The sequence below is a fragment of the Streptomyces sp. SID11385 genome (assembly GCF_010548245.1).
Classification (GTDB): Bacteria; Actinomycetota; Actinomycetes; order Streptomycetales; family Streptomycetaceae; genus Streptomyces.
In genome coordinates this window covers 1-8,118 of record NZ_JAAGLR010000691.1, presented here as the reverse complement: position 1 = coordinate 8,118, position 8,118 = coordinate 1, and the positions used below count along the sequence as shown (strand labels likewise).

Here is an 8,118-nt window from a genome sequence, read left to right as displayed (position 1 = left end):
GGCGTGGAACGGGAGCGGTACGCGCGGCTGATGGTGGCGCAGCTCGATCTTCTGGAGGAGCGGGCGGGGACGGGCTGCCCGCGACCGGCCTTCGAGGCGGCGGCGCGGGCCCGGGTGGCCGAGGCGCGGTACGTCCCTTCGGGCGGCGCGGGCTACTGAAGGCGGCGGGCGCGTACGGTACGCCCGTGCCACCCGGCGCGCCGGGGCTTTCGCCGGGCTCTCGCCCGTCCGGCGGAAGGTGCATGACGCGGGCCGGGCCGGGGCATAGGATCGCCCAGATTCTGCGAAGGGAAGACTCATGGCTTCGGCTACGTGCCCGTGCGGCGGTACCTTCAGCACGGGCGACCCCGGTCCCGGCGGGGAGACCCCCGAGCTGGTCCACCGCGACGCGCTGAACCGCGAGGCGCCGTGCCCCCTGGAGGCCCCGGCGCCCCCGGCCCGGGCGGAGGTACGCGCGAGCTGAGCCCTGAAGCCCCCGCCTCACTCGACGGCCGCGCTCATCCCTTGGGGGGCGAGGAGCCGCAGCGCCGCCTCGTGCAGTCCGAGCCCGAAGCGGCCGGTCTCTCGCCCGGTGCGGGTCAGCGGCCCGGCGCCCGCGAAGGCGGCCGTTCGCACGTCGAGGACCTCGGGGGCGGCGCACGCGACCGTCCGCAGCCGCCAGTCGCCTTCGCCGGGGCGGGGCGGCAGGGCGAGCAGCAGAACCGCCTCCCCTCGCCCGCCGGGCGCCTCGTGGGCGGTCCAGCGCGCCAGGACGAGCGCGGCGCGCGCGGGGGGTGCGGAGTGCGCGGGCGGGTCGGGGCGTGTCCCGGCCTCTGTGTCGCGGCGCTCCAGCCAGAGCCGCAGAAGATCCCCGAAACCGCTTCCGCCGGCCGTCGTCCCGGCCCCGAGGAGGGCCGTGCCCGCCCCGGCGAAGACGCGGCACAGCGCACGTACGGGCACACGGTCCGCCTCGTGCACGTACCGCACTGAGCGCAGTTCCAGCATCGCGTGCCGCAACCGTTCGGCGGCGGCCGAGGCGTCGGGCAGCAGGTCGCCGGAGGGCGGTGCGGGTACGCGCGCCGGGAGGTCGGCGTTCTGCGGGCGCAGCGCGTCGGCGCGGCGGCCCGCGGCGGACAGGTGCCAGGAACGGTCGTCGGGGCGGCATTCTCCGGCCGCCGCCCGGAGGAGAGAGGTCCCGAAGGACACGGTGAAGCCCTCCGGGTCCGGGGCGAAGGTGAGGCCACCGGAAGCCGCGGGGAGGGTGAAGGCCACCTCGGTGATCCCGTCGAGCCACACGTGCAGCGACGCCGATCCGTCGGCGTACGTGCGCGGCAGGGCGACGGTCAGCGCTGCCCTCAGTGACCCACCGGCGCGCTCGACGTGGAACGACTCGATGGTGGCGCCACGGAGGTCGTAGTCGGCGGCGAGTTCCGCGACGGCCTCCCGGGTGAGGGGGTAGGGGGGCGCGATGACCCGCCCCAGGTAGTCGCGGTTCGGGCCGTCGGGTCGGGCAGGTGCGAGCAGCGGCTCGACCGTGTCCCCTGCCAGGGCGATCAGCAGCGCGCGGCGCTCCTCGCTCCAGTCCCCCATCCACGCGAGCAGCGCCCGCGCCCGTGACTCGCGCTCCTCGGGGCCGGGCGCGGCGAAGGCCCGTACGAGGGGGACGGTGCAGTTGTCCCCGAGGTCGGCGTACAGCCGTACCGTCTCGCGGTCGAACCCCCGGGCATCGGCGGCGGCTTCGGCGATGCGCGTGAGCGAGCGGTCCAGGAGGGCGGCGAGGGCGAGGGTGGCGGGGCCGTGCGGCGGGCTCTGCATGGCCCGTACCGTACGGGCATGGCGAGGACGTGGGACGCGGAGGGGCCGGGGGTGCTGCGGCTGCCCTCGGGGGCGCTGGTGCGGGGGCGGGGGTTGCGGTACGGGGAACCGGCGGGCGCGGGCGCGGAGTTCGGCGTGTACCTGCTGGGCAGGGACCCGGGCGTGACGGAACGTGAGGCGCGCTGGGTCCGGTGGCCGGACTTCCGGCTGCCGACGGATCGCGGGGCGTTCGCGGCGGTGCTGCGCGAGGCGCTGTCCCGGGCGGCCGGGGAGCGGGTCGAGTTCGCGTGCGGCGGCGGGGTCGGGCGGACGGGCACGGCGCTCGCGTGCCTCGCCGTCCTGGACGGCGTCCCGTCGGCGGAGGCGGTCGCGTACGTACGGGCCGGCTACCACCCGCGTGCGGTCGAGACCCCGTGGCAGCGGCGCTTCGTACGACGGTACGGGGCGGGAGCGGCGTAGCCGGGACCGGGTGCGAGCCCTTGCCGGGCCTCGCGCCCGGTCCCGGACCGCCCAGGACCGCCCCGCCCCCCGCCGTCAGCTTCCGTCGCGGTAGGCCTCCAGGAGGCGCAGCCACACCTCGCTGATCGTCGGGTAGGAGGGGACCGCGTGCCACAGGCGGGTGAGGGGGACCTCGCCCGCGATCGCGATGGTGGCGGAGTGGAGGAGTTCGCTCACGCCGGGGCCGACGAAGGTGGCGCCGCGCAGGAAGCCGTGGTCCTCGTCGACGACCAGCCGGGCGCGGCCCGTGTAGCCGTCGGCGTAGAGGGCCGCGCCCGCGACGGAGCCGATCTCCTGATCCACGGCGCGGACGCGGTGGCCCGCCGCCTCGGCCTCCGCGAGGGTCAGGCCGACCGCCGCGACCTCGGGATCGGTGAAGACGACCTGCGGGACGGCCGCGTGGTCGGCGGTGCTCTGCGCGGGGGACCACGGCGAGGTGTCGACGGTCTCGCCCTTGGCGCGCGCGGCGATCGCCGCGCCCGCGATGCGCGCCTGGTACTTGCCCTGGTGGGTCAGGAGCGCACGGTGGTTGAGGTCACCGACGGAGTAGAGCCAGTCGGTGCCGGGGACGAGGCAGCTGTCGTCCGACTCGAGCCAGGAGCCGGGCTCCAGGTCCACCGTCTCCAGGCCCAGGTCCTCGCTGCGCGGGGCGCGGCCTGTGGCGAAGAGGACCTCGTCGGCCTCCAGGGTCGAGCCGTCGCCGAGGGTCAGCGTGACGGGCCCGGTGCCGCCGGGGCGGGATACCTCGGCGACGGAGGTTTGGGGGCGGATGTCGACGCCGTGCTCGGCGAGCTGCTTGGCGAGGAGTTCCCCGGCGAAGGGCTCCAGGCGGTCGAGGAGGCCTTCGCCCCGGACGAGCAGGGTGACGTGCGCGCCGAGTCCGCGCCAGGCGGTGGCCATCTCGACGGCGACGACGCCGCCGCCGACGATCGCGAGCCTGCCGGGCACCCGCTGGGCGCTCGTGGCCTCGCGGCTCGTCCACGGCTTGGCCTCGGCGAGGCCGGGAAGGTCGGGGAGCTTGGCGCCGCTGCCGGTCGCGAGGACGACGGCCTGTCGCGCCGTGATCCGCGTGACGGTGCCCTCTGGGGTCGTGACGGCGACGGTCCGCGGCCCGTCGAGGCGTCCGTGGCCGCGGACGAGGGGCACGTCGACCGAGTCCAGCCACTCGACCTGCCCGCCGTCCTTCCAGTGCGAGGTGAAGGAGTCCCTGCGGGTGAGCACGGGGCTCGCGTCGAGGGGCCGCGCGACCTGCTGCGCGAGCCCGGGCAGCCGACGGGCGTCGGCTTGGGCGAGTACAGGGCGCAGGAGGGCTTTACTGGGCATGCAGGCCCAGTAGGAGCACTCGCCGCCGACGAGTTCGCTCTCCACGATCACAGTGCTCAGGCCCGCGGCGCGGGTGCGGTCGGCGACGTTCTCGCCGACGGGGCCCGCGCCCACCACCACGACGTCGTAGGTCTGCTGCTGGGCCTCGGTTCCGGTGTCCGTCATGACTCCAGTCTGTCGAAGTGTGTGCGTCCTCGCCACGGGGGTAGCGGGGACGGAATACGCCCTGACGCGGCACCGTTGTCCTGACGGGTTCGTTTCCGGGCCGTATCGATGTGCCAGGACAGACCAGGAAGTAGGAAAAGCATGCCCACTGTGGAGCTGACCAAGGAGAATTTCGACCAGACCGTGACGGACAACGAGTTCGTCCTGATCGATTTCTGGGCGTCCTGGTGCGGTCCCTGCCGCTCCTTCGCGCCGGTCTACGAGAAGTCGTCCGAGGAGAACCAGGACCTCGTCTACGGCAAGATCGACACCGAGGCGCAGCCCGAACTGGCCGCCGCCTTCGGTATCCAGTCCATTCCGACGCTGATGATCGTCCGCGACCAGGTCGCCGTCTTCGCCCAGCCGGGGGCGCTCCCCGAGGCCGCGCTCCAGGACGTCATCGGGCAGGCGCGAGCGCTCGACATGGACGAGGTCCGCAAGTCGATCGCCGACGCCGAGAAGTCGACGGGCGGGGAGTCCCCGCAGCCGGGCGGGACCGCCTGAGCCACTCCGGCGACGACACCAGGACCGGGGTCCGCGCGAGGGCCGGAGCACCCCCCTTCCGTACCGGCCTCCCGCGGCCCTGGACCGCCCCCTTCACCCATTCGGGCGAGGGGGCGGTTTTTCGTGCGGCCGGGAGCGCGGGTCCGGCGAAAAGCGGCAGGTGCGCCCCGCGAAGGCGTCAGAACGGGTAGCCCGCCACGTCCGCGCGGACCGTTGTCCACCGTGTCTCGGTGAAGGCGTCGAGGTTGGCCTCGCCGCCGAAGCGGGCGCCGGTGCCGGAGGCGCCGAGGCCGCCGAAGGGGGCCACCGCCTCGTCGTTGACCGTCTGGTCGTTGATGTGAACGATCCCGGTCGGGATGCGCTCGGCGAGTTCGAGGCCGCGCGCGGTGTCGCGCGTGACGATGCCGAGCGCCAGGCCGTAGGGGCTGGCCGCGGCGAGCTTGACGGCCTCGTCGTCGTCGGCGAAGGACCGTACGGGCGCGACGGGCCCGAAGACCTCCTCGGTGTAGACCGGGGTGTCCTCGTCGACGTCGGCGAGGACGGTGGGCCGGTAGAAGAGGCCCTCGTGGGTGCCGCCCGCGACGAGTCTGGCGCCGCGCGCGGTGCTCGCCTCGACGAGGCGGTGGATCTTGCCGAGCTGGCCCTGGTCGATGACGGGGCCGAGGTGGACCTGCTCGCGGTAGGGGTCGCCGACGCCGAGCGAGTCGGCCTTGGCGGCGAGCCGTGCCACGTACTCGTCGTAGAGCGAGGCGTGCACGAGGTGCCGCCCGGTGGTCATGCAGACCTGTCCCTGGTGGAAGAAGGAGCCCCAGGCGGCGGTGGATATGACGGCGTCGATGTCGGCGTCCTCGCGCACGATCAGCGCGGAGTTGCCGCCGAGTTCGAGGTGCGCGCGGGTCAGGTGGCGCCCGGCGGCCTCGCCGACCGCGCGGCCGGCGGTCGTGGACCCGGTGAAGGAGAGGACGGGGACGCGGGGGTCGGCCACGAGGGCCTGGCCCATGGAGGCGTCTCCCGGCAGGACGTGCAGGAGGCCCTCGGGGAGCCCGGCGGCGGCCAGGACGGCGGCGAGCGCGAGGCCGCCGCTGACGGCGGTGCGCGGATCGGGCTTGAGGAGCACCGCGTTGCCGAGGGCGAGCGCGGGCGCGACGGAGCGGATCGCGAGGATGAGCGGCACGTTGAAGGGCGCGATGACGCCGACGACACCGACGGGGACGCGGCGGGTGTACGAGAGCCGGGGCGCCTCCGAGGGGAGCACCCGGCCGAGCGGGCGCGAGGCGAGGGCCGCGGCCTCGAAGCACTCCTCGGCGGCGACGTGGAGTTCGAACTCGGCCTTGCCCGGGACCGATCCGGTCTCCCGCACGATCCAGTCGCGCAGTTCGGCCGCGTGCTCGGTGAACAGCTCGCCCGCGCGCCGCAGTACGGCCGCGCGCCCGGCGTAGGGGCGGGCGGCCCAGGTGTGGCGCGCGGCGTCGGCGACGCGGGCGGCGTCGGCCACGTCCTCGGTGGTGGCGAGGTGGTAGTGGCCCAGCGTGGCACCGGTGGCGGGCTCGGTGACGGGGTGCTCGGCGCCCGAGAGCGGGCGGGGCTGCCAGGCGGCGGGATCGAGCAGGGGCATCGGGTGCGTCTCCAGTCGGTGTGGTCCGGGAGGGTCCCCGGCGGGCGGGGAGGCCGAGGCACACGGCGGCACCGGGTTCGCGTGGTGGGGGGCGGGCGCGCGGAACCACCGGCTCGCTGCCGAATGCTCACAACCGGTCAGATCTGGTTGAGCATCGATCATCCTAGTCATGCCATGTGATCGTGGGCCATGGGTTCCGCCGCGCTCCGGACCGGCGGTCGGCAACCCGCCCTTCTCCCCCCTCCTCCCGGAAGCATTCCCTCCGGCCTTGCGAATCAGCCGAGTTGGCGGCGCCTTCCGCGCACCGCCCCGCTCCGTCTCGTGCCGCACCCGGCACCGGACGCGGTGCGGGAACGCGGGCGGGCGACAACTACGGTGTCCCCGTGACTGCTTTCACGGATGATCAGGCGCCGAGACCGGCGGACGAGAGCGCGATACCGGGCCGTTTCGGCGCGCACGCGACGACCGAGGCGGCCGGCGCGGAGGTGGGCCGGGTGCACACCTCGTACGCGCCCGCGCACGACGGGGACCCGGACCCGGGCGAGATCGTGTGGACCTGGGTGCCCTACCGGGAGAACGACGGGCGCGGCAAGGACCGCCCCGTACTCGTCGTGGCACGCGAGGAGGCGGGCACACTGCTCGCCGTGCAGCTCTCCAGCAAGCCGCACACGGGCGACCGCGACTGGGTCTTCCTCGGCAGCGGCCCCTGGGACCGCACGGGCCGTGACTCGTGGGTCGCCCTGCACCGCGTCCTGCGGCTGCACGAGGAGGGGATGCGGCGCGAGGCGTGCGCGCTCGACCGGATGCGCTTCAACACGGTCGTCGGGCGGCTGCGCGAACGGTACGGCTGGCACTGAGCCGCGGCGGGCCGGGGCACGCCACCGCCCCGGCCCGCTCCACGCCCCTCCCCCGCTCTTCCGGCCGCCCCCTTTCCCCGTGCGCTTCCGCCGCGCTCGCGTCCCGCCCCGCGAAGGGCTGAAAAGCACCGCTTCACCCGTTCGGCGGCGGTGCGGGCCGCCCTGTGCCCTTGTGGGATGCCGAGGGCTGGTCTTGGCTTGAGGCTTCGCACAGGGACTTGTACGGGAACTCCCGAGGCCGGAGGGCGCTATGCCGGACGAGGTGGCCGTGAGCGGGGCCGAGCTGGAGGCCCTGGTACGCGGCGTCTGTTTCAAGACCGGGCCGCCCCGCGCGGTCGGGGTCGAGGTGGAGTGGCTGGTGCACGCCCCCGGGCGGCCCGGTCATGTGCTGAGCGCGGCGGAGTACGAGGAGGCGCTCGCCACCGTACGGGCCCTGTCCCTCTCCGCTCCGCTCACCGTGGAACCCGGGGGGCAGCTCGAACTCAGCTCGCTGCCCGCCCCTTCGCTCGGCGCCTGCTGGGAGGCGATGCGCGACGATCTCGCCGCCGTACGCGCGGCTCTCGCCCCGCTCGGGCTCGCGCTCACCGGCACGGCGACCGACCCCTGGCGCACCCCGCTGCGGCGGCTGCGCGAACCCCGCTACGAGGCGATGGAGCGGGTGCTGGACCGCACCGGCTCCTCGGGGCGCGCGATGATGTGCTCCTCCGCCTCGGTGCAGGTGTGCGTGGACGCGGGGCTCCCGGGGCCGGGCCCGCTGGGCTTCGAGCGCCGCTGGCGCCTGGCCCACCTGCTCGGGCCCGTCCTCGTCGCGGCCTTCGCCAACTCCCCCTTCCTCGCCGGGCGCGTCACGGGCTGGCGCTCGACGCGGCAGGCGCTGTGGGCGGCGATCGAGCCGGGCCGCACGGCGGCGCCCGCCCTCGACACCGACGCGCGCACGGCGTGGAGCAGGCACGTCCTGGACACGCCGGTCATGTGCGTACGGGCCGACGAGGGCCCCTGGCCCGTGCCCGAGGGACTCACGCTGCGCGCGTGGACGCGCGAGGGCGCACGGGCCGCGGGGGCCGGGCGGGCGCCCGTCGTGGCCGACCTCGACTACCACGTCTCGACGCTCTTCCCGCCCGTGCGGGCACGCGGGCACCTGGAGTTGCGGATGATCGACGCGCAGCCGGGCGAGGACGGCTGGGCGGTGCCGCTCGCCGTGGTCGGCGCGCTCTTCGACGACGAGGAGGCGGCCGAGGCCGCGTACCGGGCGGTCGCGCCGCTCTCGGGGCGGCTCGGCGACGTACCCGCCCCGCGCTCGCCGCTGTGGCTGACGGCGGCGCG

At 75.3% G+C, this 8,118-nt stretch carries 8 protein-coding genes; 5 read left to right on the top strand and 3 right to left on the bottom strand.

Features of this window, described 5'->3' with window-relative positions; genetic code table 11:
* Window positions 1-298 precede the first annotated feature (298 nt).
* The gene (locus tag G3I42_RS21140; protein ID WP_164288200.1) at window positions 299-463 is read left to right on the top strand and encodes a hypothetical protein; all 165 of its coding nucleotides are present in this window, start codon (window positions 299-301) and stop codon (window positions 461-463) included.
* Window positions 464-480: 17 nt separating this feature from the next.
* Here G3I42_RS21140 and G3I42_RS21135 read toward each other — a convergent pair whose 3' ends face one another.
* Window positions 481-1,794, bottom strand: a complete 1,314-nt coding sequence (locus G3I42_RS21135; RefSeq protein ID WP_164288198.1) for a hypothetical protein — start codon at window positions 1,792-1,794, stop codon at window positions 481-483.
* 18 nt (window positions 1,795-1,812) lie between these two features.
* Here G3I42_RS21135 and G3I42_RS21130 point away from each other — a divergent pair, with 18 nt between their 5' ends.
* Window positions 1,813-2,253, top strand: a complete 441-nt coding sequence (locus G3I42_RS21130) for a phosphatase (protein WP_164288196.1) — start codon at window positions 1,813-1,815, stop codon at window positions 2,251-2,253.
* Window positions 2,254-2,328: 75 nt separating this feature from the next.
* Here the strand turns inward: G3I42_RS21130 and G3I42_RS21125 are convergent, their stop codons facing one another.
* The gene (locus G3I42_RS21125) at window positions 2,329-3,780 is read right to left on the bottom strand and encodes an NAD(P)/FAD-dependent oxidoreductase (RefSeq protein WP_164288194.1); all 1,452 of its coding nucleotides are present in this window, start codon (window positions 3,778-3,780) and stop codon (window positions 2,329-2,331) included.
* 141 nt (window positions 3,781-3,921) lie between these two features.
* Between G3I42_RS21125 and trxA the strand changes: the two genes are divergently transcribed.
* Window positions 3,922-4,323: a thioredoxin gene (trxA, locus tag G3I42_RS21120; protein WP_164288192.1), complete on the top strand. Its 402-nt coding sequence runs from the start codon at window positions 3,922-3,924 to the stop codon at window positions 4,321-4,323.
* Between the two features lie 178 nt (window positions 4,324-4,501).
* Here the strand turns inward: trxA and G3I42_RS21115 are convergent, their stop codons facing one another.
* On the bottom strand, window positions 4,502-5,938 hold the full coding sequence (locus G3I42_RS21115; RefSeq protein ID WP_164288190.1) for an aldehyde dehydrogenase family protein: 1,437 nt from the start codon (window positions 5,936-5,938) through the stop codon (window positions 4,502-4,504).
* A gap of 383 nt (window positions 5,939-6,321) precedes the next feature.
* Here G3I42_RS21115 and G3I42_RS21110 point away from each other — a divergent pair, with 383 nt between their 5' ends.
* Window positions 6,322-6,795 carry a type II toxin-antitoxin system PemK/MazF family toxin gene (locus G3I42_RS21110; RefSeq protein WP_164288188.1) on the top strand — a complete coding sequence of 158 codons (474 nt, stop codon included), beginning with the start codon at window positions 6,322-6,324 and terminating at the stop codon, window positions 6,793-6,795.
* Window positions 6,796-7,045: 250 nt separating this feature from the next.
* On the top strand, window positions 7,046-8,118 hold a 1,073-nt coding region (egtA, locus tag G3I42_RS21105; RefSeq protein ID WP_164288186.1), incomplete at its 3' end, for an ergothioneine biosynthesis glutamate--cysteine ligase EgtA.

Coding starts and splice junctions, on each gene's coding strand:
- trxA (WP_164288192.1), top strand. CDS start 3,922: ATGCCCACTGTGGAGCTGACCAAGGAGAATTTCGACCAGACCGTGACG.
- G3I42_RS21140 (WP_164288200.1), top strand. CDS start 299: ATGGCTTCGGCTACGTGCCCGTGCGGCGGTACCTTCAGCACGGGCGAC.
- G3I42_RS21115 (WP_164288190.1), bottom strand. CDS start 5,938: ATGCCCCTGCTCGATCCCGCCGCCTGGCAGCCCCGCCCGCTCTCGGGC.
- G3I42_RS21125 (WP_164288194.1), bottom strand. CDS start 3,780: ATGACGGACACCGGAACCGAGGCCCAGCAGCAGACCTACGACGTCGTG.
- G3I42_RS21130 (WP_164288196.1), top strand. CDS start 1,813: ATGGCGAGGACGTGGGACGCGGAGGGGCCGGGGGTGCTGCGGCTGCCC.
- G3I42_RS21135 (WP_164288198.1), bottom strand. CDS start 1,794: ATGCAGAGCCCGCCGCACGGCCCCGCCACCCTCGCCCTCGCCGCCCTC.